General features: G+C 43.5%; 46 protein-coding genes and 2 pseudogenes. 18 read left to right on the top strand and 30 right to left on the bottom strand.

Annotated features, from left to right (window positions below; genetic code table 11):
- Nucleotides 1-5: 5 nt before the first annotated feature.
- The 6 genes from WDV75_RS17930 to WDV75_RS17905 form a co-directional block, all read right to left on the bottom strand.
- Nucleotides 6-1,985 (bottom strand): phage terminase large subunit family protein, encoded by a 1,980-nt coding sequence (locus WDV75_RS17930; protein WP_337927184.1) that lies wholly within the window; start codon nucleotides 1,983-1,985, stop codon nucleotides 6-8.
- Complete coding sequence (locus WDV75_RS17925; RefSeq protein ID WP_338803588.1) at nucleotides 1,951-2,541, bottom strand: RNA polymerase subunit sigma-70; 591 nt, start codon at nucleotides 2,539-2,541, stop codon at nucleotides 1,951-1,953. The genes WDV75_RS17930 and WDV75_RS17925 overlap by 35 nt, the downstream gene beginning before the upstream one ends.
- Before the next feature lie 178 nt (nucleotides 2,542-2,719).
- Nucleotides 2,720-3,157 (bottom strand): hypothetical protein, encoded by a 438-nt coding sequence (locus WDV75_RS17920; protein WP_338860250.1) that lies wholly within the window; start codon nucleotides 3,155-3,157, stop codon nucleotides 2,720-2,722.
- Nucleotides 3,158-3,369: 212 nt separating this feature from the next.
- A complete protein-coding gene (locus WDV75_RS17915) occupies nucleotides 3,370-4,029 on the bottom strand; it encodes a hypothetical protein (protein ID WP_273572404.1) in 660 nt (219 codons plus the stop codon).
- Nucleotides 4,030-4,166: 137 nt separating this feature from the next.
- The gene (locus WDV75_RS17910; protein WP_338860017.1) at nucleotides 4,167-4,367 is read right to left on the bottom strand and encodes a hypothetical protein; all 201 of its coding nucleotides are present in this window, start codon (nucleotides 4,365-4,367) and stop codon (nucleotides 4,167-4,169) included.
- Nucleotides 4,364-4,945, bottom strand: a complete 582-nt coding sequence (locus WDV75_RS17905; protein ID WP_273572416.1) for a BRO family protein — start codon at nucleotides 4,943-4,945, stop codon at nucleotides 4,364-4,366. Before WDV75_RS17905 ends, WDV75_RS17910 begins: the two co-directional genes overlap by 4 nt.
- A gap of 338 nt (nucleotides 4,946-5,283) precedes the next feature.
- Between WDV75_RS17905 and WDV75_RS22190 the strand changes: the two genes are divergently transcribed.
- Nucleotides 5,284-5,490: an ECs_2282 family putative zinc-binding protein gene (locus tag WDV75_RS22190; protein ID WP_420497575.1), complete on the top strand. Its 207-nt coding sequence runs from the start codon at nucleotides 5,284-5,286 to the stop codon at nucleotides 5,488-5,490.
- A 68-nt stretch (nucleotides 5,491-5,558) separates the two neighbouring features.
- On the opposite strand, the gene WDV75_RS17895 is transcribed toward WDV75_RS22190, so the two are convergent.
- From WDV75_RS17895 to WDV75_RS17885, 3 genes are read right to left on the bottom strand one after another with little or no spacing between them, the layout of a single operon-like run.
- Nucleotides 5,559-6,014: a lysis protein gene (locus WDV75_RS17895; RefSeq protein ID WP_273572337.1), complete on the bottom strand. Its 456-nt coding sequence runs from the start codon at nucleotides 6,012-6,014 to the stop codon at nucleotides 5,559-5,561.
- A complete protein-coding gene (locus WDV75_RS17890) occupies nucleotides 6,011-6,415 on the bottom strand; it encodes a structural protein (RefSeq protein ID WP_273572336.1) in 405 nt (134 codons plus the stop codon). Before WDV75_RS17890 ends, WDV75_RS17895 begins: the two co-directional genes overlap by 4 nt.
- Nucleotides 6,415-6,735, bottom strand: a complete 321-nt coding sequence (locus WDV75_RS17885; RefSeq protein ID WP_422399054.1) for a phage holin, lambda family — start codon at nucleotides 6,733-6,735, stop codon at nucleotides 6,415-6,417. The genes WDV75_RS17890 and WDV75_RS17885 overlap by 1 nt, the downstream gene beginning before the upstream one ends.
- A gap of 161 nt (nucleotides 6,736-6,896) precedes the next feature.
- Between WDV75_RS17885 and WDV75_RS17880 the strand changes: the two genes are divergently transcribed.
- The gene (locus WDV75_RS17880; protein WP_337927192.1) at nucleotides 6,897-7,166 is read left to right on the top strand and encodes a DUF1883 domain-containing protein; all 270 of its coding nucleotides are present in this window, start codon (nucleotides 6,897-6,899) and stop codon (nucleotides 7,164-7,166) included.
- On the opposite strand, the gene WDV75_RS17875 is transcribed toward WDV75_RS17880, so the two are convergent.
- The 16 genes from WDV75_RS17875 to WDV75_RS17800 all read right to left on the bottom strand — a co-directional run bounded on the left by WDV75_RS17875 (nucleotide 7,143) and on the right by WDV75_RS17800 (nucleotide 15,354).
- Entirely contained in the window at nucleotides 7,143-7,322 is a 180-nt protein-coding gene (locus WDV75_RS17875; protein WP_273572363.1) for an Rrf2 family transcriptional regulator, read from the bottom strand. The two genes, WDV75_RS17880 and WDV75_RS17875, sit on opposite strands and share 24 nt — an antisense overlap.
- Nucleotides 7,323-7,550: 228 nt before the next feature.
- Nucleotides 7,551-7,967 (bottom strand): hypothetical protein, encoded by a 417-nt coding sequence (locus tag WDV75_RS17870; RefSeq protein WP_273572362.1) that lies wholly within the window; start codon nucleotides 7,965-7,967, stop codon nucleotides 7,551-7,553.
- Complete coding sequence (locus WDV75_RS17865; protein ID WP_273572361.1) at nucleotides 7,960-8,223, bottom strand: hypothetical protein; 264 nt, start codon at nucleotides 8,221-8,223, stop codon at nucleotides 7,960-7,962. The genes WDV75_RS17870 and WDV75_RS17865 overlap by 8 nt, the downstream gene beginning before the upstream one ends.
- The gene (locus WDV75_RS17860) at nucleotides 8,220-9,119 is read right to left on the bottom strand and encodes a hypothetical protein (RefSeq protein WP_338860070.1); all 900 of its coding nucleotides are present in this window, start codon (nucleotides 9,117-9,119) and stop codon (nucleotides 8,220-8,222) included. The genes WDV75_RS17865 and WDV75_RS17860 overlap by 4 nt, the downstream gene beginning before the upstream one ends.
- A 612-nt stretch (nucleotides 9,120-9,731) precedes the next feature.
- Nucleotides 9,732-10,418, bottom strand: coding sequence for a hypothetical protein (locus tag WDV75_RS17855; RefSeq protein WP_273572395.1), 687 nt, complete (start codon nucleotides 10,416-10,418; stop codon nucleotides 9,732-9,734).
- Nucleotides 10,340-10,528 (bottom strand): helix-turn-helix domain-containing protein, encoded by a 189-nt coding sequence (locus WDV75_RS17850; protein WP_338861210.1) that lies wholly within the window; start codon nucleotides 10,526-10,528, stop codon nucleotides 10,340-10,342. The genes WDV75_RS17855 and WDV75_RS17850 overlap by 79 nt, the downstream gene beginning before the upstream one ends.
- Before the next feature lie 8 nt (nucleotides 10,529-10,536).
- Nucleotides 10,537-11,133, bottom strand: a complete 597-nt coding sequence (locus tag WDV75_RS17845; RefSeq protein ID WP_338860247.1) for a recombination protein NinG — start codon at nucleotides 11,131-11,133, stop codon at nucleotides 10,537-10,539.
- The gene (locus WDV75_RS17840) at nucleotides 11,105-11,353 is read right to left on the bottom strand and encodes a hypothetical protein (protein ID WP_338860066.1); all 249 of its coding nucleotides are present in this window, start codon (nucleotides 11,351-11,353) and stop codon (nucleotides 11,105-11,107) included. The genes WDV75_RS17845 and WDV75_RS17840 overlap by 29 nt, the downstream gene beginning before the upstream one ends.
- On the bottom strand, nucleotides 11,350-11,793 hold the full coding sequence (locus WDV75_RS17835) for a YbcN family protein (RefSeq protein ID WP_338860245.1): 444 nt from the start codon (nucleotides 11,791-11,793) through the stop codon (nucleotides 11,350-11,352). Before WDV75_RS17835 ends, WDV75_RS17840 begins: the two co-directional genes overlap by 4 nt.
- 9 nt (nucleotides 11,794-11,802) lie before the next feature.
- Nucleotides 11,803-12,003 (bottom strand): hypothetical protein, encoded by a 201-nt coding sequence (locus tag WDV75_RS17830; protein ID WP_338860019.1) that lies wholly within the window; start codon nucleotides 12,001-12,003, stop codon nucleotides 11,803-11,805.
- Between the two features lies 1 nt (nucleotide 12,004).
- Complete coding sequence (locus WDV75_RS17825; protein WP_273572116.1) at nucleotides 12,005-12,166, bottom strand: hypothetical protein; 162 nt, start codon at nucleotides 12,164-12,166, stop codon at nucleotides 12,005-12,007.
- A 33-nt stretch (nucleotides 12,167-12,199) separates the two neighbouring features.
- A complete protein-coding gene (locus WDV75_RS17820; RefSeq protein WP_338860244.1) occupies nucleotides 12,200-12,550 on the bottom strand; it encodes a DUF2591 domain-containing protein in 351 nt (116 codons plus the stop codon).
- Complete coding sequence (locus WDV75_RS17815; RefSeq protein WP_273572194.1) at nucleotides 12,550-12,885, bottom strand: hypothetical protein; 336 nt, start codon at nucleotides 12,883-12,885, stop codon at nucleotides 12,550-12,552. The genes WDV75_RS17820 and WDV75_RS17815 overlap by 1 nt, the downstream gene beginning before the upstream one ends.
- Before the next feature lies 1 nt (nucleotide 12,886).
- Nucleotides 12,887-14,287: a replicative DNA helicase gene (locus tag WDV75_RS17810; RefSeq protein ID WP_420497572.1), complete on the bottom strand. Its 1,401-nt coding sequence runs from the start codon at nucleotides 14,285-14,287 to the stop codon at nucleotides 12,887-12,889.
- Nucleotides 14,274-15,194: a DNA replication protein gene (locus WDV75_RS17805; RefSeq protein ID WP_338860242.1), complete on the bottom strand. Its 921-nt coding sequence runs from the start codon at nucleotides 15,192-15,194 to the stop codon at nucleotides 14,274-14,276. The genes WDV75_RS17810 and WDV75_RS17805 overlap by 14 nt, the downstream gene beginning before the upstream one ends.
- Nucleotides 15,187-15,354 carry a hypothetical protein gene (locus WDV75_RS17800; RefSeq protein WP_273572188.1) on the bottom strand — a complete coding sequence of 56 codons (168 nt, stop codon included), beginning with the start codon at nucleotides 15,352-15,354 and terminating at the stop codon, nucleotides 15,187-15,189. Before WDV75_RS17800 ends, WDV75_RS17805 begins: the two co-directional genes overlap by 8 nt.
- 180 nt (nucleotides 15,355-15,534) lie before the next feature.
- On the opposite strand from WDV75_RS17800, the gene WDV75_RS17795 reads away from it, so the two are divergent.
- Complete coding sequence (locus tag WDV75_RS17795; RefSeq protein WP_273572186.1) at nucleotides 15,535-15,834, top strand: hypothetical protein; 300 nt, start codon at nucleotides 15,535-15,537, stop codon at nucleotides 15,832-15,834.
- Nucleotides 15,835-16,124: 290 nt separating this feature from the next.
- On the opposite strand, the gene WDV75_RS17790 is transcribed toward WDV75_RS17795, so the two are convergent.
- Complete coding sequence (locus WDV75_RS17790) at nucleotides 16,125-16,352, bottom strand: helix-turn-helix transcriptional regulator (protein WP_273572185.1); 228 nt, start codon at nucleotides 16,350-16,352, stop codon at nucleotides 16,125-16,127.
- A 78-nt stretch (nucleotides 16,353-16,430) separates the two neighbouring features.
- On the opposite strand from WDV75_RS17790, the pseudogene WDV75_RS17785 reads away from it, so the two are divergent.
- The 3 genes and pseudogenes from WDV75_RS17785 to WDV75_RS17775 form a co-directional block, all read left to right on the top strand.
- Nucleotides 16,431-16,658 (top strand): annotated as a pseudogene (locus tag WDV75_RS17785) (helix-turn-helix domain-containing protein); the annotation flags it as partial.
- Between the two features lie 317 nt (nucleotides 16,659-16,975).
- Nucleotides 16,976-17,314 (top strand): hypothetical protein, encoded by a 339-nt coding sequence (locus WDV75_RS17780; RefSeq protein WP_273572184.1) that lies wholly within the window; start codon nucleotides 16,976-16,978, stop codon nucleotides 17,312-17,314.
- Between the two features lie 12 nt (nucleotides 17,315-17,326).
- On the top strand, nucleotides 17,327-17,836 hold the full coding sequence (locus WDV75_RS17775; protein WP_273572182.1) for a hypothetical protein: 510 nt from the start codon (nucleotides 17,327-17,329) through the stop codon (nucleotides 17,834-17,836).
- Nucleotides 17,837-17,860: 24 nt separating this feature from the next.
- Here the strand turns inward: WDV75_RS17775 and WDV75_RS17770 are convergent, their stop codons facing one another.
- A complete protein-coding gene (locus WDV75_RS17770; protein ID WP_338860239.1) occupies nucleotides 17,861-18,001 on the bottom strand; it encodes a hypothetical protein in 141 nt (46 codons plus the stop codon).
- Between the two features lie 537 nt (nucleotides 18,002-18,538).
- Here WDV75_RS17770 and WDV75_RS17765 point away from each other — a divergent pair.
- The gene (locus WDV75_RS17765) at nucleotides 18,539-18,781 is read left to right on the top strand and encodes a hypothetical protein (RefSeq protein WP_338860237.1); all 243 of its coding nucleotides are present in this window, start codon (nucleotides 18,539-18,541) and stop codon (nucleotides 18,779-18,781) included.
- Between the two features lie 64 nt (nucleotides 18,782-18,845).
- Here WDV75_RS17765 and WDV75_RS17760 read toward each other — a convergent pair whose 3' ends face one another.
- Nucleotides 18,846-19,256: a hypothetical protein gene (locus WDV75_RS17760; RefSeq protein ID WP_338860021.1), complete on the bottom strand. Its 411-nt coding sequence runs from the start codon at nucleotides 19,254-19,256 to the stop codon at nucleotides 18,846-18,848.
- A gap of 159 nt (nucleotides 19,257-19,415) precedes the next feature.
- Complete coding sequence (locus tag WDV75_RS17755; protein WP_273572386.1) at nucleotides 19,416-19,919, bottom strand: hypothetical protein; 504 nt, start codon at nucleotides 19,917-19,919, stop codon at nucleotides 19,416-19,418.
- A 148-nt stretch (nucleotides 19,920-20,067) separates the two neighbouring features.
- Between WDV75_RS17755 and WDV75_RS17750 the strand changes: the two genes are divergently transcribed.
- The gene (locus WDV75_RS17750; protein ID WP_273572387.1) at nucleotides 20,068-20,277 is read left to right on the top strand and encodes a hypothetical protein; all 210 of its coding nucleotides are present in this window, start codon (nucleotides 20,068-20,070) and stop codon (nucleotides 20,275-20,277) included.
- Here the strand turns inward: WDV75_RS17750 and ghoS are convergent.
- Nucleotides 20,274-20,558 carry a type V toxin-antitoxin system endoribonuclease antitoxin GhoS gene (gene ghoS / locus WDV75_RS17745; protein WP_337927194.1) on the bottom strand — a complete coding sequence of 95 codons (285 nt, stop codon included), beginning with the start codon at nucleotides 20,556-20,558 and terminating at the stop codon, nucleotides 20,274-20,276. The two genes, WDV75_RS17750 and ghoS, sit on opposite strands and share 4 nt — an antisense overlap.
- A 129-nt stretch (nucleotides 20,559-20,687) precedes the next feature.
- Between ghoS and WDV75_RS17740 the strand changes: the two genes are divergently transcribed.
- The 10 genes and pseudogenes from WDV75_RS17740 to WDV75_RS17695 all read left to right on the top strand — a co-directional run bounded on the left by WDV75_RS17740 (nucleotide 20,688) and on the right by WDV75_RS17695 (nucleotide 25,779).
- Nucleotides 20,688-20,930, top strand: coding sequence for a hypothetical protein (locus tag WDV75_RS17740; RefSeq protein ID WP_338860022.1), 243 nt, complete (start codon nucleotides 20,688-20,690; stop codon nucleotides 20,928-20,930).
- A gap of 350 nt (nucleotides 20,931-21,280) precedes the next feature.
- On the top strand, nucleotides 21,281-21,496 hold the full coding sequence (locus WDV75_RS17735; RefSeq protein ID WP_273572353.1) for a hypothetical protein: 216 nt from the start codon (nucleotides 21,281-21,283) through the stop codon (nucleotides 21,494-21,496).
- 3 nt (nucleotides 21,497-21,499) lie between these two features.
- Nucleotides 21,500-21,901 carry a hypothetical protein gene (locus tag WDV75_RS17730; protein ID WP_273572354.1) on the top strand — a complete coding sequence of 134 codons (402 nt, stop codon included), beginning with the start codon at nucleotides 21,500-21,502 and terminating at the stop codon, nucleotides 21,899-21,901.
- Nucleotides 21,902-21,949: 48 nt separating this feature from the next.
- Nucleotides 21,950-22,366: a hypothetical protein gene (locus WDV75_RS17725; RefSeq protein ID WP_273572355.1), complete on the top strand. Its 417-nt coding sequence runs from the start codon at nucleotides 21,950-21,952 to the stop codon at nucleotides 22,364-22,366.
- Entirely contained in the window at nucleotides 22,363-22,635 is a 273-nt protein-coding gene (locus WDV75_RS17720) for a hypothetical protein (protein WP_273572356.1), read from the top strand. Before WDV75_RS17725 ends, WDV75_RS17720 begins: the two co-directional genes overlap by 4 nt.
- Entirely contained in the window at nucleotides 22,632-23,705 is a 1,074-nt protein-coding gene (locus tag WDV75_RS17715) for an AAA family ATPase (protein ID WP_338860056.1), read from the top strand. The genes WDV75_RS17720 and WDV75_RS17715 overlap by 4 nt, the downstream gene beginning before the upstream one ends.
- Nucleotides 23,706-23,974: 269 nt before the next feature.
- Nucleotides 23,975-24,430 (top strand): annotated as a pseudogene (locus WDV75_RS17710) (SAM-dependent methyltransferase); the annotation flags it as partial.
- A gap of 98 nt (nucleotides 24,431-24,528) precedes the next feature.
- Entirely contained in the window at nucleotides 24,529-24,858 is a 330-nt protein-coding gene (locus tag WDV75_RS17705; RefSeq protein ID WP_338860054.1) for a zinc-finger-containing protein, read from the top strand.
- Nucleotides 24,858-25,418: a hypothetical protein gene (locus WDV75_RS17700; protein ID WP_338860235.1), complete on the top strand. Its 561-nt coding sequence runs from the start codon at nucleotides 24,858-24,860 to the stop codon at nucleotides 25,416-25,418. The genes WDV75_RS17705 and WDV75_RS17700 overlap by 1 nt, the downstream gene beginning before the upstream one ends.
- Nucleotides 25,411-25,779, top strand: a complete 369-nt coding sequence (locus WDV75_RS17695; protein WP_273572399.1) for a hypothetical protein — start codon at nucleotides 25,411-25,413, stop codon at nucleotides 25,777-25,779. Before WDV75_RS17700 ends, WDV75_RS17695 begins: the two co-directional genes overlap by 8 nt.
- Nucleotides 25,780-25,807 lie beyond the last annotated feature (28 nt).

Here is a 25,807-nt window from a genome sequence, read left to right as displayed (position 1 = left end):
TTTTCCTATGGCAACATCTGTGAAATGGGTTTACGTTTCTGGGGTGTATCCGGCTCCTGAATAACCACGCCGGGATATTGCAGGTTGATTTTGGTTTCCGGTTCAGCTGGAGGTGGTTTCAGCCTGCCGGGATTGGCCTCAATTGTGGTTGCCAGGACATTGAGTTTTAATCCCAGATACAGCAGGCCACATAACGCAGCATAGCTGTAGACCCGACAATCGAGCGCCTCATTCGCGCGTCCGGGGATTTGTTCCCAAATACGGTAACGCTGACCACCAGAAATTTTAATTACCGATCGCTCCGCCAGTAACTGACTGAAATAATTTAAGTCCCGGTCAACAGGGAAATGCATATAGGCCGGAGCCGGCTCACCCGCTTCGGGTGGCTCAATATGCAGCCGGGCACGGATAGCATCTTTAGCCGCATTGACGCCAATGATAATCGGTTTGAAACTGGATTTACTGCGAGGGGTTGGGCGTTTGGTCGGCCAGATGGGTGAGCGTGCGCCGCCTCGTGCCGATTCCCCTTTAATCGCCCAAATCCGCCTACCCAACCGTTCGCGGGCAAAATCATAGACCCGCTGGGTATGGTGACCACCGGAGTCCATGCAGGCCGCCATAATGGTAAAACCATAACCATCGGCACGTCGCCAGACCTGTTTTAAATAGGCATCCAGCCTCCGCCACGGTTCGTCAGTTTCCAGATCCCCCTCAATGACATCAAACGAAATTGACCAACTTTCCTCATTTCGTCCCCAACCTACAACCTCAATTTCAAATCGGCCATCTTGAGTATCAATACCTGCGGTTAACACAGCCACACCGTCAGGAACCTCTGCCGCCCAGACCTCGCAACGCTCCAGCATCTTACGTTCACTCAGGGCTTTTTCGCCCCGGTCTTCGTAGGGTTCACCCAGCACAAGGTTGATGAATGTTTGTCGCATCAGGGGATCATTTTTGACCCGTAACCACTCTGCGACCAGATGTTTCCATGCCGCATTGGGGAACAGGCTGTAACCCGCCCAGATATGAAAGCCCGCATGGCCTTTAAACGGTTTACTCGCGCGCCATTCACCCTGTTTAATCATGCCGGGCTTGTCGCTGTCCTGAATGACACAACCGTGATGGCGACAGACGTAATAGGCAGTCTCTGGTAACCCGTTGCCGCTTTCATCTTTTTCCCATTTTATGCCATACGGGGTATCAGGGCCGCCCCATTCCAGCACTTGATATTCACCACAATGCGGGCACGGCACATAGTAATAACGTTGATCGCTGTCACAGAACGCTTTTTCTATCCGACTGGTTTCTTTTACTGTCGGCGTTGAACCCAGCACAATCTTCCGGTTCCAGAATGTTTCACTTCGTTTGATACCCAGCGCAATCTGGTCACCTTCCGCTCCGGCGCCACCGGAGGGATAGCCGTCTACTTCATCAAACAGAATGATGCGGCAGGTGATACGCCGAAATCCGCCCGGTGAATTCGCCCCGACCAATGTCAGGTTAGCCCCGTTGGAAAAGGTCTTTTTCAGGATGGTCTGGTTAGAATCTTTAGCTTTCGCTTCGCCGGCGATATCTTTCAATACCGGCGTGTCCCGTAGCATCGGGGCAATTTCAGTCTTGCTGTAATCTTCCGCATCCTCTACGCGGGGCTGTACCACCAATATGGGTGATGGGTCATGTGACAGATAATAACCTACCACGTGATCCAGTATCTTGGTGTACCCGACACGGGCTGATTTCATGACAGAGACTTGGGTGACTGAGGGATCGGTGATGGCATCCATCATGCCATCCTGATATTTAAACGACCGGAATTTACCCGTCTGGGCGCTGTTTTCTTTAGACAATACCGCGTATTTATTAGCCCACTCACTTAAAGATAACGGCTCTGGAGGTCTGATATCAGCACGTTTCTGAACCAGTGCACGGGTGAAGTGTTGCCATGCATTATCCCCCCTCTGCCCTGTGTGTACTGTTATCAAGGCTTAATTCCTCCATCGCCTCATGAATGATTTCCTGCAAGGCTGCCACAAACTCCGTATCCGTTGAGGTGGTCGCCAATGCCCGCAATCGGGGACCATGTTCGGGCGCGATAGCAATCAAGCGGGTACGCATACGTGAGTATTCTTGTCCGACAGCCTCGATCATATCTTGCCACGGTAACACCTGACCGGATTTCAGGTCATAATCATGCTGGGTCAGCAACGCCAGATAGTTTTCCTTCATGGTGCGGGCTTCATCCAGTGTCATGTCTGCGCCCCGTTCCGTGAGGATACGCTCCACAATTTTTGCCGGTGTGTCCACTTCAGGCGTGTTACCTTGTTTGTTACCTGACCCGTTACCCTTGTTGTTACCCTGCGTGTTACCTTTGGGCTTTTTTTCGTTGCGGGTAACAGTTTTCCGGTAACGTTCAATGTTGGCGTTTGACGCTTCAACATCGATGTCGTCATCCGTCATAACCAGCCAGCCACGAGCTTTCCACGTGGTGACGGTCTTACGGCTGACCCCATGCAATTTGGCAAATTCGGACTGGTTCATCTGTTACCTCTGTGTTACCTGTTACCCAAATTTCAAAAGTTGATAGCTAGTGAAAAAACGCGGCGCGCAATGCCCGTGATATATCAATCAGTTAGGAAGGACCCAAAAAAATTAAGCGTCGCTACTATCACTGTTACCTTCCAGAACTTGCTGCTCATGTCGATGTTTCCTCTCGCAATTAGCTACATTCAGATTGAGTTTGACCAGTCGGTTTATCGGACTTCTGAAGATGTCTTGGTGGTTCAAGATCATTCAAAATAGCTGCTGCATAAACGTTAGCTTTTTGTCTATTAACGGATACGTAGCTCTCATCTATGCGCCCGTTTATCACACGACTGAATAGTACATTTTCCGCACCCAGCTGAATAATCCACGTCACTGGGTGTTTCTTTGAGCCGCATGCTCTACTCAGTATTGCTTTCTCCTCCATCCTTTGCTTATCGAATGATGGTGCAATATCTAATTCCTGTAGGTGATAGGGCAGTAATAATTTCAAATCATTTTCTGCTGCAGATTCTGCTTCGGCTTCTTTGCTTTGAATAGACTCAATATATCGCAATGATGACTCTATTTGTGTTTTCAGCAAGGTTAGTTGCCGTATGTAACTGTGTATCATGATATTTATTCCCTGTTTTTATGGGTAATAGTTGGGACCGCGGTCTCAGCCTCATCAACTCGTCTTTTTGGTCGTGGTGGTGGACAGGACACATTGGCGGGATATGAACCATTCGACGTAATTAAAATGAATATGACGACTATCAATGTTATGACTACCGAGATTATCATTCCCATAGTTCAACCTCATCTAGTTGGGACCGCGGTCTCAATTCATTTCGCTGTTCGGATTGCCTCACTCAATGCCCTGCTTATCGCTCGCGGCATTAGTGCCTGAGCCATTTGTTGCGCACGTTCCTGATAACCGAGTACCGGTTCAACTGGCAGGGCATCGCCAAACCGAATAAGCAGTTTTGGCGGTCGCTGTTTCTGCCTCGGTCGGCGGGTGCCATTCGGTGAGCGTTTTAACCGCCTCTTGTTCTTTTTCACTTTCTTAGCTTTCTTACGCTGCCATACGCCATTAACGTCTTCTCCGTACCGTGTAGAGACTTCACCAATAAAGGTATCCTCTTTGCCTTTTAGCTGATTCAGTTTGTTACGCGGTAAGTTGCCATACTTGTTGAGTTTGACGTTCTTAGGGTTGAGCAAGGCAGAGCCATTCAGCTTATGCACGCCACCTTGTTCAAACGGTTCCAGATAACCGGCAGCCGTTGGCAATACATACACTTTCGCAGTCAGATCATCCTTACGCGCCCCTTTACTTCTTACCGCCTTAACCGTAAATGGTGTTGGGCTTTCCAGTTTGCGTTCAAATGCCACTTTCTGGGCTTTTTCTATCTCACGCGCGACCTGAGTGAGTGCCTGAGCCACGGCGAACGGGATTTGTTTTCTGATTGTGGTCAGGCGGTTGGTTAGATCATTTAATGTAGCCATCTTTTTCCCATAAATCAGAATAAATAACTACTCGGGTTGATATAACCCCGACAATTTTCGAGACCGCGAGTGACCAAAACCTATACAAAATTCTATCAACGCCACTCCTAGAATGACGTTTACAGCATTTTATAAAATCATCGTCTTTCGTACTTGCTCGCCCATGCCTTAGCGATACTCAGACAGTCATCAAACAGCTTACCTTTCCTGCTCGCTGATGCTGAACGGCGGTAATGTTCTTTTGCACGGTCACTCGCCATCCCCGCTATAGATGAAGAAAAGCCGAGCTTGGTTAACTCGGCCTGTACGTTCTTCTGGATAAATTGTTCGTGGTTCATGCGGGTTCTTCCTCATCGGGGAACTCGTCCAGTCCAGGCAAAGCAAGCTGTGATAATTCAAGGATGGCCTTCTCAGCCTTACGAATTTTCTTGAGATGGCGCTTGCGCAAGTTCATTAAGTCACTGCCTTTGCGACCGAAGTTGTCGAATGACCATTTATTGGCAGCCACCAGGCGATTCTGCATTTCACCAATGGTTAACTCTTTGAGGCTTTCCATATCCATCATAGCCAAGTTCTGTGGTTGGTGTTCTTTCTCTGCCAGATCAAGTAACCATTTACGAAGATCTTTGGCGACTTTGGTTTTCGACAGCATCCCCACAAGGTGAGCACCACGAAGCGAATAAATTCTGACCGCCTTATGCTGTAACCCATTGATTTCCCCGCTGACCGTCAGATTGACGACCATGGTCATATCGGGTGAGAACTCATCTTTGTTGCGATCATAAATCCTTGAGACTGAGTCTTCACGAGCATAACCCAGAAGCTCGGCCATTTGTTTACCCGTAAACCAAATCTTCCCGTCCTTATTGTCAAATGGAACGATTTCATGTTCTTTGAAAGTTAATGCTGTACTCACGATGCTTATCCTTACTTAGGGAATGAACCTTTGCCGAAATAGGAAATCAGCCCATCGAAGAGCATCAGCAAGCTGACTCCTCAAAGGCTCACTCCTAAATAAGGGTTCGATGTTTAGATTGGCGCTTTCGGTGCGCGGTGAAAATAAAAATGCCACCAGCCCGTGTGCGCTGGGTACGCGATAGGAACGGGTGGCAGCATGGGTTATTCCTGTAGCCACTCAGGGAATGGGTAGAGAAATAAAAGCCTGCATATTTAACCACCTCAGGCAGTAGTGGTTTCCTGCTATCCACAGTCAAGGAAAATTGATATCTTGGTCATTCCACAGTCAGATGAGGAATGTTATTGATGAGTAAGCTTAGTTTTAAGTGCCCTAACTGTCGTAAGGATCTCGTTGTACGCTCCAGCGTCGATATCAAGAAAATAGACGACCTCAGAGGAACCAAATGCGCTTCTTGTGGTAGAGCAATCAGTAAAAATGACATTACTAAACAAGCTGGTGATTATGTCGCCAATATGCTCAAGGATGCCTTTAGGAAACGCTGATTTTAATTCATCTATTTTTTTATCTAACTTGCTGGTATCAAATTTTATTGATGCCAGTATTGGATCTTTCATTTCGTTACTCCGCATTCAGTCCTAACATATTCCTGCAAATAGCTCAGTTTTGCCCGGTCGTTGATGATGCCTTCTCGGATATCGAGAACAGCTTGTCCAGTTTCTCCAGTGAGTTCGACGGCGGTTGTAGCGCCCACGCTGCTGGAGGTAACGGTTTCAGACACGGTGCAGGCGGCTTTGATACGCAGCTTGCGACGACCAGCGGCAACATCAGCCCGAAGAATATCGATTTCAGTCTTGGCATGGGCGAGTTCCTGAGTGTGTTTGGTGTCCAGCTCGTGGAGTTGCTGGATCCGTTCTTGCTGCCGAGTGTTGATAGCAACTTGTTCATTGAAGTCAGTCGTTAGTTTTTTATTTAAATCATTTACTTCGTTTAACGATGCCATCAACCAACTAGACCAAGCAATGAGTCCGGCTATAATAACGAGTACTACCTTCTCGTAGGCGGTCATAGCATCTCAAACGCTTTCTCAAACGTTGCCTCAGAATACGGCTGATTGCCGTTCTCATGCCGGATAATGGCTTTTGCCAGTGCAATCAGCGTCGGTTTATTGATGTCCAGAACCTGATTTGGGTCTACGTTCACCGCCTCAGAAACACCGTTAATGTAAGCCGTGGTGTTGTTCTCATTGCTGGGTGCATAACGATTAATGATTTTAGAGACACTGTTATGCCCGCCTTTGTGGTAGTTGATTAACAACTTCATCAGTGCCCTGATGCCATACTCCGGCGATTTGAACAGGCAGAACCGAGGATTTTTTGCACCTGTCTCGATTCCAACTTGACCTTGCCAGTCATTCTTCGGGTTATAGTCAATATTACCCGGATTATGATTGCGAATGCCTCTGCTCACTATTTATCTCCCAACCGTTTGTTAATCGCACGAACAGCAAACTCGCGGATTTTCTCAACGCCAATAAAACCAACGGCGCCCCCGATAGCCGGTGCAAAATTGATAGGAATGCCAAACATCTCCAGACCACTGGATACACTCCATGATAAGGCCCCACAAAGCAGCGCCTCTACCCAGCGGTTCTTCCGCTCCACACCGTCGTAAATTAGTCGGCCGTAACAAATGGCTATTGCCAAAGCAGAACCGGATATTTGCGGCCACGAGTTTTTTAGGCCGTTGAGTAAGTCAGCCCATAAATCAGGATTTTCTTTCATCTTCATATTCCACCCCATTAGAACAATGGGCGTCCGTGGGGTGAACGATGGTTACCCCTGTGAGTAGGTTAAAAGTAATGGGTTGATAGTTAAGGTAAGCTGTTAGGTCAGCCAAAGATTAACCAGCAATTAGAGGGATGGCTGATTACCTCTAAAAAGGGGAAATAATGCAGTTCTTGCATAAAAGAATGCATCTCAATCAAGGCGATATCGTTGTGGTTGATTGCTCACACCAATGTAATATCTTGTTAATGACAGATAGTAATTTTAATAACTATAAGAACCGCCGAGGATTTCAGCATCATGGTGGGGGCGGTTTTTTCCGACAACTCCCAGCAAGATTAGGCGTTCCTTATAGTGGGTATTGGAATGTCACAATTGATTTAGGAGGAGGTTCAGCAAAGATCCGACATTCAATCTCGGTTATCCCAGCATAAAGATTCAGCTTTAGCCTGAGATAACGCAGCTTTAAGGGCGGTAATGATTTTTTGCTGTGTGCCGTCCTTTACGTATCCAGTTGAAGCCATTCCCTCGCCTTTCTCTTCATCACGATACCAGAGTATTTCGCCGTTAAGTTCGATGGATACTTTCATTTATTCACCTCGGATGTATGGTTGCAAACTTAACCCAATTTTAAACAAACTTAGAATCTGTTTTAACTATTACCACTTGTATTGTCAGGCTCACAAGTCAAGGTTGCCAGCCGCAATAGGAGAGACTGAGGTTCTGGGAGTGATTGCGGTGGCAGAATTAGAAAAGACCGCCTGAGCGATCTTTTAAGAAAATATTTCTATTTGTAAAGTAGCCATCTAACGCAATAATCAACTACTTTCTTGTGAACGAGTGCCTGTTGATGCTACCCCATCTAGATCACTGATTATAGATAATGGGTAAATTCCCATTTCTATACCACAGATAGTGTCATAGCGTTTTTGTGCTTTCAAGCGCATATCTGGTGACATTGAGTTGCTTTCATCATCTAAGTTACTTTTCAGTTGAACTTTTATGTGTCTTAGTTTTCTTCTGAGCCTGACTTCATGGGGGTCTGTCGCAAATATTGTCCATGCAAAAGAAAATAGCTCACTTAGCGCAATAGAGATCAGGGGGACAGCAGCCATATAAGCATCCCTTAATACAGGATTACTAGAGAAAAGTGGCAACTTCATAAGAAACATCCCTATGCCTCCACCTCCGGCAACACTTAATAATTTACTGCTCGCTTTTTTCTGTTCAGACATGAGGGGTTGCTCTCCCCCTCTCATTTTTATTCTTTTCTGCTATGTCATCAATGAGCTTCATTAACTCATCATCATTATTGATATAAATAGTAGTTTTATAAGTGTTTTTATTTACATCAGTATATTTGATGTGAACTTTTGTTTCAGGCAATAGTTTATTGAGCAGCCATCTAATAGCTACCCTCGTAGTAATAAATATAGCGGGAAAGGCCGCCAGCAATCCCAGCGAACTCAATAAACTTATGTCTGGCATCATGTTTTATTCGCATTAGTTATGATTTTTCTCGCCTGATCAGCGAAATGTCTACCAACTTTTGTAATGGATAGTTTCTCGTCCACTACACCGTTAGTATTTTTTATAATTTTTTTCATTTTTACAGCAAATAACTCACCAAAGATTTTGGGGGCATCAGCGCCGGTTACTAATGTGATAAATTGGTCATCTTCCATTCTGACATTCCGTTTTTCACCATCTAACTCTACCCGCCAACCACTCTTCTTGTCCATATGTGCTGAGATAAAAGTAACTGTTGTATCAATCTCATCTACTTCTTCTTTGGTTTCAAATAATACTTTTGGTGCTTTGTATTTTTCAGCTTCATTATGATCTATGTCGAGAATGTTCTTTTCAGAACTACGGAACTCCTTTACAACAAAATTATCAACACCATCAATTAAAAGTGGCTTTCTGACGAAAGAATCAATAGATTTGCGAATTTCAGGTGAGTTAACAATTTTTTCAACATCCTTCGTGCAAATGATCTCTTCATTATCAACTCTTAATTTCACTAGATTGTTATTTGTCTCTGATTCGACAATGTCAACCTTTTTTCCGCTTAGTTTTTTTAAAACTTCCAGCACAGTTGCCCCACCCATAGCTAGAGGAATCGAGGATAACCCTAAAATTTGAATGATGTCTTTAGCACTTGCGGCACTCTGAATAACCTCAATATCAAAGCCAAATGACCCTGCTATCAGTTTTGCATCCACATTTACTTGGATATCATTTCCGCCATTAATAATTTTATTAGCGTCATAAATAGCATCCCCTAATCCTTGAAGGCTATTAGCAAATGCCAAAATATCCATCTTGTGATTATCAAGAGCTTTCCCTTTGTAAATGATACTAACTGATTGAGATTTATTCCCCATTGCTATAAGACTCCACCCATTATATAAGATGGTCGGAATTCTACGGTAATTAGCTCACTTAAGCTATTTTTCTTAATTGTAAATTTGACTCCACACACAGAAAGATTCAATTAATTTCATCCAGTTATATTAAGACTGCTGAATTGCCACAAGTGCTGCTTACCTTGTCGTTATCATGAAATAGTTGGACAACCAACATAAGGGGTCACTTCACACGCGCAGCCTTGAATTTATAACCGATTGAATTTGTTCCGATGTCGGAAATCCGATATCGGGTAATTTGAACTACCGAAGATTCTCAGGTAGTTGGATAAATCCATCGAATTCATCTTGCATGGGGTGATCTCTAACCCCGATCGGGGTGTAAACTCTGAGTTGACAACTGGTAGATGCAAAAAAGCCCCGCATTGGCGAGGCTTGGAATTTATTCCGACCTCTCAGCCGGAGTGGTTCGAGTGGGCGAAAATCTTTCGCTTGACGAACTAGACGGTTCAGTAACAAGCGCCGCCTCGGTTTCTCTTGTTACCCTGCTTTCGGTTTTACCTCCCGAGCATAACACAAAATATACACTTAAATTTCTCAAAATCAAGCTAATTTAGAAAATATTTATATTTAGTGATATATTTCGCAGTTTTCTTTTCTAATTTCTCTCTTGATCGCATAATACATTTCCTCTTCCAATAGCTCTTCTGACCATGCAGCGCGTTTCCTAGCCCATTGGACGTCACAGCCAGTCATCCCTGATAACTCACGGGCAATCTTTTGCGGGTATTTGCGCTCACAATATCGTTTAATAGCGATATCACGAATAGGATTACCCCGCTTAAACGTCTTATTCAGAACCATTTCAACAAAGGCGGCATCATCTGATTCTTTGGCGAGAGCGATGATGCCGCTTAATGTTTGCTTGGGATTTAGAACTTCATGAGCCTTCTGAAATAACTCATCGCCTTCGTAGCCTAGTTTATGTAGATCTTTAACCACTTTAACGATCCGTTCACCTTCGGCGTCTGTCCAATCTTCACGAGTCATTAATCGGCCTATGACGCTACATTCTCCTCCGGGATATTCATTCCCTCCATATTGCTTACCCCAAATCATCATTAAATACCTGACCCAGACGCGCTGACTTGGTGTAATAGTTTTCCAGCCTTTGCCCCACACCCGACGTAAATCTTTCTTGTTGGCTACATAGGCCAGCAACGGGAATGATTCTTTACTCATCTTATTCCTCTCTGGTTCCCTTTCAGCTTTGATTTTGTCATCAGTACCCCATTGCATATGACGTGATACTGGCATTTAAAATCACGTGCGAATTTGCCAACCGTCATTCTATTAATACCCAATTCACGAGCTAACTGAGTTTGATTGCCTCGGTGTTTTATGAGTAGATTGGGGATTGATGTCATTTCAAATGTCATGCCGCCTCCTGTCTCAGTATTTTTAATTTCTCCTGAAACTCAGTTTTAATCGCCTTACATTCCTCAATCGTCCATCGGTGGCGGTCATGATTCGATTCGATAGCCTCAACCGGTTCCAGGCCAATACGCCGGATTAACTCCACCCGATACGGAACCAGATTCCCCGATTTATGCTGGTTACAGACAACACACTGGCGATGGATATTCCGTTCATCAAATCTCAATTGAGGCGCTGCTGACGTTGTCCGGTAATGACCCGCATCCCATTGAGCAGATGTATACGTACCACAGGAAATGCACGGTAAATCGCGGTCTCGCTCTCTGATATATGAGTTAACTGCTCGTTGAGCTTGTTGAATCCAATAACTGCGGGGCTTTACTGAGAGTTTGCGGGCTTTGAGTTTGTCGCGGGCTAGCTTCTGCTGAATTTTATTATCTTTCTTTCGTCGTCGTTCCAGTTCCTCTCGTTTTTTCTGTTCTTGTTTCCTACCTCTGGCTATTGCACACTGGATTGAGCAGGTATTTTGTAATTGCCGTTCTGGTTCATACTGCTCGCCACACTCTTTACATTTCCGCCGTCTTAGCTTTTTCATCCCTTTCCGCCTTTTGTTTGTTGTATATCGCCCAATCTATTGCATCCAACTTTTTCCGGCCTTTCGTATCAATGAGATGGATACCATCCTGACACGCATGGTTTTCCTCAACGTCAATTCGGAGTCGCTCTAAATCGGCGTAACTATGTTGAGCCAGCTTTAATCTGTTCCATCCGTAATTACGTGGTAATTTATCCACCGGTTTTCTGATTTCGTTCACCGCTCTTGCTCCTGTTTGAGTTTCATGTATTCGCTGTCATCTGGCACTGTCACAAAACAACCAATACCCACAGCCCACTGCTCAACCTGCTCCATGAATCGAAACATCTCTCCAGTGTCCAATTTGGATGTCTGGCGGAGTGTCCTAACACGCTCAGGCTCCTGAGTTCTGGCATCAATGCGCTCCACAACCTCGTAGCCCAAGAATGTGTGTTTCATCATCTCTTTAACTTCATCCGGTGAAAATTTCGCTCCGTTAGATTTCAGAAAACAACTAATCTCACCGAACCACAAATGCGCGGTCGCGTTCTGAGATAATGAGCGTTTGTTTTTCCACGGTTTGATGATGAGGCGGTGAGGTTGGTTGGTAGCTAGGACGTCTTTGAGTTGTTGCCATGCAGCTTGTTTGGTTGATTCATGAAATAGAAAATCACATTCCATAAAATGTCCTTAATTTTCATTATTCCAGTTATTTAATACTTGATCTCTAACGTCGCTTTCACATCTTAACCACTGCACAGGAGTAGTTCTTTTATTGCACGATTTACATAAGACAAAACTTTTAAAGGCTTTTTCTCTTTTAAAATATTTTGACTCTATAAATACAAGTTCATTCGTTCCACAATTATTGCATAATTTCGGATTAGCCATTTCAGTAGTTCATCCTTAGAGCATCGCCGATCGCATGGCGGCTCAATTCTCGATTTGTAACCCGACCACCAATACCAACCGCTGCGGTGCTCTGCTGTGCCGCATTTTTTACAGATGTGAACCTGACACATTGCTGACCATGAGTAATTGTGTTTCGCAGCATTATTAGCTCGTTCAATTGCTGTTCTTGCCATTGTCATATCCCCTCCACCAGCTCATCCGGTATCTCAACCTCATCGCCTAACTGAGCAGCGACGACAGCGCGGCAAATGGCGATTTGCAGGGTGTCGCCTGTTTGCGTTTTAAAAATAGAAAAATCACCAATTCGTGCTGCTCTACAATTTGCCACCCAATGATCACCTCTAAATGCCATGTGAGTTAAATCGTCGATGTATCCATCAATCAACTGCCCACACAAATTCCAACTAATTGAATATGCAGGTATTACATCTGACATTTCAATTAAGAAATTAACATCCTCTCTGACAGCCATACTTACAGCCCAATCCAACGCCCGTCCCGTTAGTGCCGATGTTTTGATTTTCATTAAAATGCCTTACCGCCAGATTTGGCGCGATTTTCTCGTTTATGGTCTGCCCGATGCCTGTTGTATGCTAATTTTTCAGCAATCGCGCCCTCAATGTCATAACCAAATGCCTCTGCGTAATCCAAAATACGAATGACAGCATCAGCCAGTTCCACCTCTGCCATTGGTCGATGAGGTAAATGGTTATCCATTAGATTTTTGCGTTCCCCCTCCATCGCCTCGCTGATTTCGGAATGGATTAAACAGAGCAATGTTCCGCGTTCACGGGGATTATCCCACCAACCCGCGTCGATATTTTGTTGGTGAATCTGTTGTTGTAGCTGCTTGATTTTCATCTCAAAAGTCCTTATGGCGGGGTTTATTAGGTCTATCTTCGTTTCGTTTGGCTCTGCGTTCTCCTTCGACCTGATCGATAGAGAATAAGCTCAGCCCTTTTTGTTCAATGTAGGTGGTTCCCGCCTTGCCATGACGGTTGAGGCGGAGGATCAATTCTGTTAGTGTTTGGTCTGATTTCTCGTGATAAACCGAATCACGATAAACCCCCATCCAGTAATCACAATCCTGCTCAATCTGCCCCGTATCACGGCTGTCACTCGGCATAGGCCGCTTATTGGCTCGCTCTTCGAGGTTACGGTTCAACTGGGTCAGCAGAACTACCGTTGTATCCAGTTCTTTCGCCAGTATCTTGAGACCCTTAGTAATATTCCCGTAAGCAATGTCATTACGATCTGCCTTTTCGGTCTTCATCAGGGTTAAATAGTCAACGCCGATAAAACCAATCTTGCCGACCTGACGCTTGATCTTGCGGCACTGGGACTGAATGTGTGCGAATGTCATTCCCGGTGTGTCATCAATCCAGACATTAGGCGTATTTTTCAATTCTCCAATAGCCTGACTGAGTAACGCCCATTCGTAGTCGTCCTCAATACCACCGTAGAACGCATCTGAATTTATTCCTGATTTCTGGCTGACCATGCGCTCAAAGAGTTGTTTATCCGTCATCTCCATGCTGAACATCAACACAGGAAGCCCATCACCCGCGACGTTTTTCGCTATCTCAGTTAACACTGTAGTCTTACCCATTTTAGGACGCGCACCGATAACAAATAGCGATCCATTAGCGATGTACTTAGGCGCGAGCATTTCGTCTAAATCGCGTAAACCTGTCTTAAGTCCCACGTGTAACTCTGGATTATTGAATCGTTCTTCAAGTTCAGTGAACCACCTATCGGCAATTTCACTCAGTGGCTTGAGTCCGGTCTTGTGTCCTGTGGTGCCGTTCTCAGCAGCTTCGCCTAACAACCTCTGAGCCATGTCCATTTTCTCAGCAAATGTGAGCGTGCTGGGTGCCATCAGCAACCGCTGAATTTCATTGGTTTTCTCGATGGCGTAACGCTCGGCAGCAGTTCCCTTAAGTTTCTTAGCGTAGGCAACAATGTTAGCCGTACTTGGTGTGTTCTTGGCTACCTCAGCCAGATATGCGAACCCACCCGTATTGTCAGACTTTCCAGTACTCCGCAAACGATCATCCACAGTGAGGATGTCAATAGGTTGGCGCTGGGTGTTCATCGTGCGCATCTCAGTGTAAATCAAACCGTGATGACGGCTATAAAAATCATCGGGGGTTAGCATCGAGAATACGTATTGTGCGTTATCGCTTTGGGGGTCTAGCAGTAATGCACCGATAACACTTTGTTCGGCTTCGAAGCTATGGGGTACTTGGTTAATTTCTGTCATGGTCATTGGCTCTGTCCTCTTTGACGGATACGTAGCATTTGTCGGTAATGAGATAATCCAAGTTTTTGGCTCTCCAGTAACCACCTTTGCCGTTAGGGCGTTTTTCCATCATCCAGCGACAGTGCTCGGCAATGTAACGCAAGTAGCTTCTCCAGTTATCCAGTGTGAATGGCTTACCGTGCTCGGACTGAACTTCCTTGCTCGCCCGCTGCCAGAATGTTCGCATCTTGGATTTTCTATCGTCACGCAGGACAGTGACCCTAGCCATTTCAGGCAGGATTTCGTGATAGGCATCGATCATGGCTTGGTAGGGAACGGGTTTTGATTTTTTGGACTGAGATTCTTTGACTGACTGTGGCAGGTTGTTTTCGTCAGAAAACTCACCAACTACATCTTTAGATGTAGTTATATTATATATATTGTTGTTTATGGACATGTCTTGGACAACCGTTGGACACTCTTCCCCTTCATCCCTTGCTACATCTGGATTTGCGTTGGACAACTCTTGGACAACTCTTGGACAATTTTCACCTTGAAATTCGTCGTATTTCAGTACGGAAATAATACTGAACTTGTTGTTTTTTGACTCAACTGAAATCATGCTCTTAGATTTAAAACTGCGCAGCAATGCTTTCATTTTGTTATCTTCAATTCCTGTTTCAGCACACAGCTTTGGCCTACTTGTCATGAGTTGACCTCGGCACAGCATTACTTCACCGATATCAGATTCAACAACGCCCGGCTTGCTGTTGGCTTTCAGGATCAGATGTAGCCACAAATGAACAGCTTGGGAATCCTTTTTGTAGAAGTCGCAGTCCATTATTTGTCTGTACATCAAGGCAAACCCCTTGCCCGATTTCCTCGGCGCTTCTGCTTCTGCTCTTTTTAGCGCTATTACATTACCCATGCCGCTTCCCTCCGGTCAGATCCTCGCGATGTTCCAGACGCAACCTCGCATCCTCCAGAGCCTCGCGCAGTTTTTTCGCCCCATCCTCGGTAACGGAACGAGCCAACCTATCGCGCATGTTGTTTTTATGCACAGCACTGTGATTAAATTTATTTTTCATGTATAATTACCTCTGTGGACTGTTGTTCGGGAACCGCTAAATTCCCAGTTCAAGTTGCATTTCAGAAGCCTCGGTTGCTCGAACAGCCGAGGTTTTTCTTTTTGCCCCATCCCACTGGCGCCGAACCATCATTCGATTTATTCTTGGTTTTCCACAACTAAGAACCGAAGGAGGTTCGACATGTCTATGCAGGTAGAAGCTACTGGTGTTTTTTGCTACAAAGACGAATCGCAATATCATGAATTCCTAAATATCTTTACTGATGCACAAGGATTTCCCGCGACTTTCGAGGAATGGGAACAACTCAATGAGAAACTCATTCAAAAAACGGAAAGCAGTGGCGTAATCGTCGTTCGGGCATATGCAGAGAGCACCAACAGTTTCGTCGATTTCTGTCGTCGTCATGAAAAGGGGGTCAATTCCGAAGGTCGCAGATATTTTGCCAGCGCTAAAGCGGCTGATTATCTCCGCAGCCGTTGACATCTTTATCGGGGAAATGTCGATTGTTTCCCCGTCATAGTTGATTGATACTTTGTTCATTGCTTTTCCCATCCGTAAAATTCCTAAAGTGAAATTTCGTTTAATAAATATACAGGTGTATCAACTATCCTGAGATAGATGATTAATAAACACGAACTGGCATCATGATGATCGGCCTTTACGGGGTATAACTCCCCGATTGCCTGAGTTTCACTCGGCGCTATTTCAGTTTGCTAGGGTTACACCAGCAGCCTGTCGTGAGGGCAGATTTTTAAAGAGCAGTGCTACAGTTATGCTGAGAGCAATTTTTTTCGGCTGATATCTAACAAATCGTTCGCCTGATATTTACCGTCAGAAATTTGTTGGATTGTCTCGGCATAGTTGGTCTTACCGAAAAACTCGGTCTTGGGGAGAAATCCGTTTTTGAGCCATTTATAAACGGCTCTTTCACTAACCCCACAAGCACGAGCTACTTCGGTGATGCCAATATTTTTAATTGATTCTTCCAAAGATCGCATAGCTACTCCTTATTTCGTACTTTCAGTACACATTATGATTGAACTGAAAGTTTTTTCAAGTGGATTATTATTGTACTTATGGTACAGACAGAAAAAACGCGCGAACAATTTTCCCAACGGCTGGCGCAAGCCTGTGAACGGGCTGGTCTAAATGAACATGGTCGAGGGGCGGCGATAGTCAGAGCTTTAGGGGTGTCATCTAAGGCGGTGAGCAAATGGTTTAATTCCGAATCATTACCTAGACAAGAGAAGATGAACGCTCTTGCTGATTACCTTAATGTAGATATCGTCTGGTTGCAGCATGGTATAGATAATACCAGTGATGACGCTCGTCCAGAAAAAATACAAGAAATTAAGCCACCAGTTAGGCAATTAACACAGGAACAAGAAGAATTATTGGAGCTATTTGATAGGCTGCCATCAGAAGAAGCAAAACGCTTTTTAAAAGAAATGAAGATAAAAGTTGCTCATTTTGATGCAATTTTCGCCGAAATGTTGGCAAAACATGGCAGTAAAGCAAGTTAACAGAAGAATTTTCGTCTGTAAATCATAACGTTGTGAAATGTTATGCTGATCATATTTTTTAATATAGGCCGCACTTCGCGGCCTAATGAGGGATAGCAATGAGCAATAAAAAAGACCACAAAAAGAGTGAAATTGGCGAGTTTACTCCTTGCGTGGATGTGGATAATTCCATATCAGTTAAAGATTTTTTTGATTATTTGAAAGAAAAGGAGGTAAGCAACATCTGTCCTGCATGTGGCAAACCGAGTATGTCTGGGACTATCGACCTTGATAAAGGGCAATCATTAATATTAAATGTAACATCCAAAGACATGTCTAAAATATTAGCTCACCAATGTGTCGGAAGGGTTTGTCTATTCTGCGGGAATATTCAATTATTTTGGACAACATTCATAAGTTCTTGGATGAAAGATAAAGATCATAAAGATAACAATTAGGGCATCATTATAGTGAGTATCAGTCAATCATCCAATGTGTATAACATTGTGGATTCAAAGCCAATGGTATTTAACCACCCTTCTAGCTTCGAACTTGCTGATCAGGGTAAAAGTGATATTATCAAAAACGGCGACAACTTTAATAGCAAAGAGGTAGGTATGGATGCTCGTATAGAAAAGTTAGAAAAACGAGTTGACTCTATGGAGTCTACCTTATCTCGTTTAAATGAAACGATGCTTAAGTTGGATAGTAAGATTGACTTACAGACCTCTAAGTTAGAGTCAGCTATAGCTTTGCAGTCGAGTAAACTTGAAGCGGGAATGGCCTTGCAGTCGAGTAAACTTGAATCTATGATTTCCTTACAAGGGGCTGAACTAAAAGCATCCATCGAGAACCAAAAAACAGAGTTTGATGGAAAGCTAAAAGACATGCGCTTAAGCATAATTCTATGGATTTTAGGTCTGCCTAGTTTGTTTTTTGCAATTTATAAGATCTATGAAATACTCAATATCAAACAATAATCAGCCCTCTCGCGAGGGCTTTTTTCACATCCTCTCTTCCATCCATTTTATAGCCGTGCTGTATATCTGTTTCACATACTGATCGTCACTATCCAATTGGTCAGATAATGATTTCAACATTAACCAGATGCTACGTTCCGTGACGACTTGGTCTTTTAATAGCACTACCGCTCGTCCTATAGCGCAGCAAACATCACTATAAACAACCTCTTTATCATTCATATCAATAACCTCGCATGTTTTTTATACAAAAAAGCACCGACCAAACGAATTGGGTTTGATATTGGTCAATTCATGATCGCAATCACAATGTTCAATTCGAACAAAAATTTATTCTCTTTTATAACAATAAGTTATACCAAAAGTACAAGTTATTTGAAATTTATTGTACTTTTAGTACTTGTTTAATTCGTACTTTTGGTTCAATATATATCCATCAACGGCACACAGCCAAAGACAAAAGTAACATGCTCTTTAACAATCCGAACTCAACGACAGGCAATTGACGAGCCCTAGCAAACTGAAATAGCGCCGGGTAATTACTCAGAGTATTGGGTAATCATTCAGGCAATCGGGCGAAACAACCAGCCCGTAAAGGCGTACTCGTTAAGAAGCTCAGTCGTGTATTAGTTCAAAGTGCAGTTGGCTTTGAGGTGTGGTGATAATCGCCATAGCGTCAAAGCCAATTAACGGAGACGTTTCATGAAAGACAATCTTGAATCAATTTTCGATAATTTTTTCGGTGAGTTGGAGAGAAAACAGCGTGAAAATTTCTGGAACAACCGCCAGCCCAAACAACGTATGACCCAACAGGAACGCGACACTGTTAACGTATTAACCAGCTTCATTAAAACAGTTAACGGCGCTCCATCTAAAAAACCAGTTTCAACCAAAACCAAGTCCCGCCGTCGATTGGAAAGCGGCGGGGTGACTGCGAGGGTTTAACACTTATGCGGCTGACTCAAATGCTAATTATATCCCATTCGATGAGTGGGCTATGAGGAGTAAGTTATGGGAGGGTTTTCATTATTGATTCAAGATCTCCACCCTCAAATTCAGATGACCAACCACAGGAGCCACAATGGTAAGGAAAATTAGGGAATCCACTACCGACCGCTTTAAGACAATTGGGACAATACACAGCCCTAATGTAGCCGCCAGAGGAATCTTTTCTAAAGGTCGCTCCCATGTGCTGGATAAATTGATCCTTTTCCCGATAACTCGCTACTTCCTTCTCAAGTTCGCAGTTCTTTATTTTAAGCTCGGCAAGTTCTTTCTCGGTCGCTTCATTGGCTTTTTGAATTACTTCAATTTGCTCGTAGATGAAAGTGATTCTCTCTCTGAGTACCTCGTTCGTTTGAATAGTCGAAAGAGTACCAAGGGCATTTTTGACAGAAGAAATAAATAAACCTATATCCATTAATTCAATCCTTCTTAGTGTTAGGGAGATTGAATAATAGCCGATTTCTTTGTGTTGGGGAATACGAAGAACCACTGCCGTCTGAGGTGGTTAAATATGCAGGCATATTTAAAAATATCCCCGCCGTAGACTAGAAAGCGGCGGGGTTAGTGCGAGGGTTTAGAATACACTCTTCGCCAACTCAGAAAGAACTTGTGTTGCAGCGCTAGCATTAGCAAATAGTGTATCAACACACTTGCCAACAACAGATTCAGCACCCTTTTCTTTCACCAATTGCAAAAGGGTTTTCTTTTCTGACTCAGGCAAATTAGCAGACATAATAATGGTTTCAATCTGCTCAAGGGTATTTTGGTGAATCTTGATAGTTACCGTGTTGATTTTATTTCCGATGGTGTCCATATTGGCATAGTCAACACCCGCAGCAGTTAATGCCATCTTGTTAAGATTAAATGAATAAGGCTCATCATCGGTAGTGCCAATCTCAACCGCACCTAATTGAACTAATCCAATAGATTGAAGGTAACTCAGATCTTTCGCTAATTTTTCCTCACCAAGCTCATCAGTAAGATACTGAAATTTTTCAGTGCTTATCGGACTCATTAAATACTCTCTGTCATTCATTGCGCGGATAATCATATCTTGCCTCTCTGATGGCGTGGTCATTATTTGTCCTTTTTGTTTGCTGGGGAGATTGAATTATAAACGATTTTGTTGCTGGGGAGTAGCAGAACCACCTCGCCTGATGTGGTTAAAAGCAGGCACATCAAATCAACAACAGTAACAGCGAAATGTTAAACAACAGGAGATAGACATGAAATTTGAAGAATTGACACTTGAATCACAACAAGCAGCGCGGGAAGCTCTGGTAAATGTAATTAATATAGAAATGGAGTCTCGCTGCTATATCGATAATGATAGGGCGAAATACATCGCCCGGAATATTAGAGATAGTTTTATCGCTCTTGAAACAGAAAACCCAAAACGAGGAGATGGTGATGATGAACCTGAAGCTGAAGATTAGTCTTCATCCAAACCAGACCATCTTCTGGTTCCGTTTGATTTAGTGACAAGAATAGATGGATTAGATTTTATTTTCTTTGCTGTATCTCGCGCTAAATCACAAACTTCCTGTGTGGATTTTGTGCTAGAAATTGAGTACTCCGCATCTGGCAGTTGAAAAACCCTGCCGCTTTCAGTGGTGATCGCGCGTTCAAACCCTGCATTTTCCATTTTCTCATGCAGCCTATCATAATCCTTGGAGTTTGCATTGTGCAACTCAACGCGAACAGTGAAATTTGCCATTTTTCTTATTCCTTTTTGACTGTGGAATAGCCAACTTATCATTTTTCCTTGACTGTGGAAAGCGAGGAACCACTGCCGCCTGAGGTGGTTAAATATTCAGGCGCAATAATAACTAATAGTGAGGGTGTAATGACTGATTATGAATTTAATCGGATGAAATCGGATATCTCAGAAAGAATGGCAGCACTGGAATTTTTGCGGGATAAAATAGGCTGCTTTCCAGGTTACATGGATAATATTTACACAGGGAGATTATTCAAAGGCTGGCGTTTTATAAAGTCACCAGAACCGGAAAATGAAATACCCATTGCAAATGGGTTGCAGCCAGCCATTACTAAAAGAGAATTCGATTTAACCGTCGGTGGAAATTAACTAACTCCAGCTCATTTCCGAGTGGGCTGTGGTGAGTGACTCTGATATATTCATGGATTCGACAATGAATTCATGAGGGAATATGTGTGTTAGTAGCAGAAATGTATAGCCTTGAATGGTTCAAATTTATGTTTTTGATGTGTTGGTGGTTAACGCTTCCAGTTGGAGTGTTATCTATGTATATAGGATGCACATCTAAGAACAAAATAGTTAAATTTATATGCGTGCTAATAGCGTTAGCATTATTAGTCCCTACGATAACATTATTATGTATGGCATAAAATTTTAAATAATAATCACCAGCCTCGCCAATGCGGGGCTTTTTATTACCTGAATATAGGAAAATGATAATGAGTAAAATCACACTAACAATTAAACAATTTCAGCGCATTTGTGATTTCGTAGGAATCCCCTACGAGAAAGTAGAAGAAATAAGATTAAGCGAAGAATTTACTATTGGCACTAATTTAGCAATTCAGGATGACGGTGGTTTTTATATAGAACAACTGGGTGTCTATTGCACTGATTACCCAGAAGACGGTGCGATGCCATTGGAGGATAGATAAACAATGCCTAAACACATTCACGCCGATTTAATTATGGAATACGCGAAATTAGCTCAGGAAACGGATAAACCGTGGGAGCATTTTCAATATGGTGCATTTAACTGTGTTGATAATGTCATCTGGACAGATTGCGATCGCGCCATCAATTTTGATATCCATTTGATGTACCGACTAAAACCCCGCACTATAAAAATTGGGGTATATGATGTTCCTGAGCCAGTGAGGGAGCCGTTGCCTGAACTAACACATTATTACCTTCCAGATATTTACGCAGATTCTGAAGAAATTATGCTTTGGGATGGAGGCATAGATGATATCACTTGGCTACAACGCGGACTAATCCACCTCGACCTCGAATCCGCCGAACTGCACGCCAAAGCGCTGATTGCGCTGACCTCTAAATAATCCAAACTCGAAAATCACAAATCGTTTTCACTAACGAGGGACTGTTACATGCGTAACAACATGTTCGACGGGTGTGCGGTCGTACCCACAAAACCGCAAGCAGTTAGGAACCGGCGGCGCATGGAAGCGCCGAATTACTCTCTTTCTCATCTCATTAACTGTATTTATTCCGATTTAACAGAGGTAATCATGTATCCAATCACGCTCAGTTATACCTATGCGGAAACGACCAGCAAGACGCTGCATGGACGCACACAGGTAATATTCAAAGACCCCGCAGACCTGCAAATTGACATGACATTCTCAGAGTTCACCAAACGCTCCAATCCAGACCCTAGCGAAATAATAACTCATCTCGTGAATAACTGTGATGAGGTGAGTTTGGTTGAGGCGATTATCAAATCAGGGATGGGGCGCAAAATATCAATGGAATTGAACAGGCAATTACATCGGGAGGCGGCATGAGATTCGATTACAACCCCTACGGTGCTCAGGATGAGCAATATGAGCGCAGAATGGAAGAGGCAGCCTATCAGGAAGCTGTAGAGGAACAACAAGAAAACGACGCTCACAGATTATATAACTCATTACCAGAAGGGACATGCTCTATTTTCTCACCACGGATGAATGAGATATTCAGTGAACTGTTCGATGCGGGCGATGAGGTCGATGAGATGGTTAATGACCTGCTACGCAAATTATGTTTGTGTCAGGTGCAGAGGAGACAAGCATGAAAAGTTATTTGAAGAAAGCCGAGCGGAAGCAGGCGTTTGCAAAAATTGGAATTTACGGTGATGCGGGGTCAGGGAAAACCAGAACAGCAACGGAAATAGCTGTAGGGTTATGGAAAACATATAATCTCAAAAAACCTGTTGCTATGTTCGATACAGAACCAGCGGCAACATACATAATTCCGTTTTTTGAGGCTGTTGGTATTGAATTTTTAGTTTATGACGAGAGCCGAGCAATTAAAGATTTGATGGGATTTTGGCGGGAAGCGGAACAGGAATGCTCCATTATCATTGCAGACTCAATTACTCACGTATGGAAAGATTGTCAGGATAGTTATCTAAAGCAACTCAATACTCAACGCCAAAAGAATAATCCACGTGCAAAACCTGTTTATCAGCTTGAATTCCATCACTGGAAGCCTATCAAAGCCAAGTGGGCTGAATTTACCGACTTATTCCTCTCTTCAAAGATCCACGCAATAGTTTGTGGTCGTGCAGGTTCTATTTATGAGTACCAAAAAAATGATGAAACAGGAAAGATGGAACTCATCACTAACGGTACAAAAATGGCAACCGAGAAAGAGATGGGATATGAACCATCGCTACTCATCGAAATGATTAAGCACAGAGAAAACGGCAGAATCATTAACAGGGCGCTGGTAGAGAAGGATCGCACTGACAGGCTCAATGGACAAGAGTTCGACTTCCCTACTTTCCAGACATTCGCTCCACATTTTGATTTTCTCAACATCGGCGGAAAGCACTTTGATTCAATGGAGCAGCATGACAGCTCAATGCTGTTTGTTAACGAAATCACGGATGATGGTTTTCAGTACGAAAGGCGCCAAAGAGAAATCATGTGCGAGGAAATAAAGGGGTTATTCGTAAAATTGGGGCTGGATGGGAACAGCAAAGAAGCTAAAGAACAGCGATTGGACGTTATGGAAAACATTTTTGCCACACGGAGCTGGACAGCTATTGAGGGGATGAATAGCGAAGTATTAAAACAGGGGTTTGGGAAAATAAAATCCATGATTATGGAGACACAAACTAATGATCAAGGAGTCCAGTAAATATTTTCAGGGGAAACCCTGTCCGCATGGACATACGGAGAGGTTTGTAGCAAATGGAAAATGCGTTATCTGTAATCGTAAATGGGCTAAAGAGTATGCGGAAAGGCAAAAACAGGGGAAAAGCTGAAACCCAGATTATACCATTCCACCGATTTTCAACACCGGGTATTTGTGCTCGGCAATCCCAATATTAACTAAATAATCAAAACCATTTCATCACTACGCTGCTATGCGGCGGGAGGATTATTGTGTCACCAACCATATTGGATATGTGTTGCGGCAGCCGGATGTTTTGGTTCGACCGCAATAATCCCAATGTTATTTTTTGCGATATCCGGCGAGAGCGTCATATTTTATGCGATGGCAGGGAGTTGAATATTGAACCGGATATTATCTGTGATTTCCGCGCCCTGCCATTTACCAGTAATTCATTTCAGTTAGTTGTATTCGATCCGCCTCATCTGGAACGAGCAGGTGAAAACGGTTGGCAGCGGAAGAAATACGGCATATTGGATAAAAATAATTGGCGCGATGATTTAGCACAGGGATTCAGGGAGGCATTTAGAGTATTACGCCCAGCAGGAACACTGATTTTTAAATGGAATGAAACGCAAATCAAAACCAGTGAAATATTAGCGCTGGTATCTCAATCACCATTGTTTGGCCACCCGTCAGGAAAAAGGGCAAATACACATTGGGTGGCATTCATGAAGGAGAGTCCCTCATGCAATACACCCCATGGAACCCAAATCCAAAAGCAGTTCTCAGAGTTAACGACCTCTACCCCATTCCGACACACTGCCGATATTGTGGCAGGCACGTGATGATTGAGCATCATCTGAATGTATTTAAACGTATCCATGACAACCGCTGGCCGTGGTTATACCACTGCTGGACATGTGGTGCGCGTGTCAGCATGCATCAGGGAACGGATATCCCGATGGGGTCACTGGCGGATAAACCGACACGGATAGCGCGTCTATCAGCCCATCAGCATTTCGATTACGTCAGAGAAAAATGGAATTGGGCGCGCACGGAGGCGTACCATTGGTTAGCAAAACAGCTAGACATTAGTCCTAGCAAATGCCACTTCGGCTGGTTTGATACTGATATGTGCGAACGGGCAGCGAATATATGCAGGGAGTTTAAATAATGACTGATTTTACATCACTGGCAGACGGCGGCGAATTATCCCGTGAAACATGGAATGATTTTGTTAATCGCCTCAAATATCAACATAAAGGGGCTGGCGTTGACCAGCATTTTACAACGAACCCATCATTCACAGTGAGAGAACGAGTTAAAGTTGTTGGCCTCGACGATGATGAGATAGGCATATATTGCGATTGTTGGGAATATTACTCCATTGAGGCGGCATTAGATAGTTTTGAAGATACACAGAAAGAAAGAATATTTAAACACGCCCAAGAGGAATATTTATCTGATTGGTCAGAATTAGATGATCACGACAAAGCTGAATGCATAATATTTGTATTAGAGGATGCCTATGTTTTCCACTGGAAATATGACTACAGAACCGTAAACACGCATTTAACCCGTGAAGCTGCCGAAAAATTTATTCAGCGCAAGCAACATAACTACGAACAACTATCTGTTTATGTCGAATCTTTCTATTGGTGCTGGGAAATGCGCACACTAATTGATGGGATATTGACGGGTAAAATTAAATATACAGGTGATGATAATGACTAATTCAGATTTATGCAAAGAAGCGTTTGAGTTGGCGCGGGAAATGAAAAAACGTAGTGAATTAGCGTTGTTAGCATACGATAGTTTTATGAAATCAAACAGCGATGCTGATAGATTTAAATTCCAAGCAGCGATTGATTATCTTGATTTAATGAGAGCACCTAAGAAGTTAATCACACTTTGCGAAGCAGTAGAAAAGCTCGCTGAATATGAGATTATTATTAATGCGTACCATCAGGATGATGCGGACTGGCATAAATTGGCTGACATAAATGGTGCTATTATATGTGCATTAGTTGATGGAATTGTCAAGCTGCAATCGAAAGTATCTGAATATGAAAATATGGCGCCTGTGGCTATATAATTTAGCTGATGGTAAGGTTTATAAAAGC

The sequence above is a fragment of the Xenorhabdus griffiniae genome (assembly GCF_037265215.1).
In the GTDB taxonomy this organism is placed as follows: Bacteria; Pseudomonadota; Gammaproteobacteria; order Enterobacterales; family Enterobacteriaceae; genus Xenorhabdus; species Xenorhabdus griffiniae.
The sequence above is the reverse complement of the archived record's forward strand: the minus strand, read 5'-3'. Positions and strand labels throughout refer to the sequence as shown.